Below are 1,889 nucleotides of genomic sequence, written 5' to 3' on the forward strand. Positions count from 1 at the left end.
CCGACCCTTGCCCGCACGCTGATCGCGGAGGGCCTGGTCGACGAGCTCAAGCTCATGGTCATGCCGGTGCTCCTCGGCGGCGGCAAGTCGATCTTCCCGGCCGACGGCGCCAAGCGCACCCTCGAACTGGTCTCCACCGTCACCAGCGGCACCGGCGTCAACGTCTGCACCTACCGGGCGGTCGACGGACGGTGACCCGACCGTGCTCGCTCGACAGCTGACGCGGCATCGGCCGGCCTCGGCCCCGGAGGACATGAACCGCGTTGTCGAAGGTCTCGCCGAGTGCTGTAGAAGTGCGGCATGGATCGCGCCGTACTCGAGCAGATGCTGGACGAGACCTTCGACCACGCTGTCGTGCACCACGGATACACCAACTACATGCGTGACTACGAGGTCATCGTCCACGCAACGGCTGATCCCCGTACCGGTGTCAGGCCGTCCCACCTGCGGTATCTCTTCCGGTACTGCGTCGAGGCGCGGTGTGAGACCTCACTGCCGGCGGAGACCTGGCGGGTCTCGCTGGACGACCGGCTCACCGACCACGAAACGGGCGTCGACCTCGATGGGTACGTCTGGGGTGTGAAGTGGCACTGCCTGTACCCGGGAGCCACGCTTCTCCCCGAGTCGGAGGCGACCCGCCGCCGGTCGAAGGCCCTCGGGATCGACTTTCACGAGGTGAGCGGGTCCCGATCGGATACGCCCCCTTCGTCGCGGAGTAGGGGTCAGCGTGCGAACTTCGCGACGGCCGCCGGGGTGACGGGGGTGAAGAAGTTGACGAGGTTGCCGTCGGGGTCGCGGAACAGCAGCGACCGGTTGCCCCACGGCATCGTGGTGGGCTCGGTGACGAAGTCGGTGACGAAGCCGCTCAGGTCCCGGTAGACGCGGTCCACGTCGTCGACGAGGAACTCGGTGATCACGCTGTGGTTGTCCGCAGGGCGGGCAGAGCCCGGGGCGAACAGCGGGACGGTGCGGGTGCCGGCGATCGCGAGGGTGGCGCCCGCGGTCCTGAGCTCGGCGAAGTCCTCGGTGGCCCACGCCGCCCGTGTCCCGGTGGCTCGCTCGTAGAAGTCGACGAGGCGTGCCACGTCACCGGTGATGATGCGGATCGAGACGAAGTCCATGGGAATCTCCTTGGTCGTGCCTGACACGTGCAGGTCGCAGGCTAGGAGAAATAGTGGACAGAATCGGTCCTGTATTCGCATTAGGCTGCGAACATGCCTCGACCCACCGGCCGCGTACTGACACTCCTGGAGCTGCTGCAGTCGGGCGGCACCCGGACGGTGGCCGAACTCGCCGACCGGCTCGGCGTCGAAGGGCGCACCGTTCGCCGGTACGTGGACCAGCTGATCGACCTCGACGTGCCCGTGGAATCGGTGCGCGGCCGGTACGGCGGCTACCGGCTCGGCCCCGGGTACCGCCTGCCTCCGCTCATGCTCAGCGACGACGAGGCGCTGGCCGTGCTGCTCGGCCTGGTCGCCGGCCGCCGAGCAGGATTGACGACGACGCAGCAGACGGCGAGCGAGACGGCATCGGCCAAGATCCGGCGGGTGCTGCCCAAGCACATCGCCCGCCGGCTCGACACACTGCTGGAATCCCTCGCCTTCACCGATCGGCCCGCCGAGTTCGACACCCCGGACTCCGGGGTGCTGCTCACGGTCGCCGATGCGGTGCGCCACCACCGGCCGGTCTCGATCCGCTACACCGACCGTGACGGACGCCGTAGCGAGCGCACGCTGCACGCATACGGGATCGTCGCCCACGGGGGCCGGTGGTACGTCACGGGCGAGGACGCCGGGATCGGCGAGGAGCGGACCTTCCGGCTCGATCGCATCGCGGACGCGCGGACCCTGCCGGGCTCGTTCGAAGCGCCGGTGGGCCCCGGTCCGGCA

3 protein-coding genes are annotated in these 1,889 nt (G+C 69.1%); 2 read left to right on the top strand and 1 reads right to left on the bottom strand.

The genetic code is table 11. The features are described 5' to 3' along the window. Positions 1-195: dihydrofolate reductase family protein (locus ABZ641_RS35525; RefSeq protein ID WP_359988545.1), on the top strand; the 195-nt coding region annotated here is incomplete at its 5' end. Positions 196-722: 527 nt separating this feature from the next. Here ABZ641_RS35525 and ABZ641_RS35530 read toward each other — a convergent pair. Next, positions 723-1,121, bottom strand: coding sequence for a VOC family protein (locus ABZ641_RS35530; RefSeq protein ID WP_344628095.1), 399 nt, complete (start codon positions 1,119-1,121; stop codon positions 723-725). A 93-nt stretch (positions 1,122-1,214) separates the two neighbouring features. Between ABZ641_RS35530 and ABZ641_RS35535 the strand changes: the two genes are divergently transcribed. Then, the coding region (locus ABZ641_RS35535; RefSeq protein WP_359988547.1) for a YafY family protein at positions 1,215-1,889 on the top strand (675 nt) is incomplete at its 3' end.

Source organism: Kitasatospora sp. NPDC007106 (assembly GCF_040634455.1).
In the GTDB taxonomy this organism is placed as follows: Bacteria; Actinomycetota; Actinomycetes; order Streptomycetales; family Streptomycetaceae; genus Kitasatospora; species Kitasatospora arboriphila.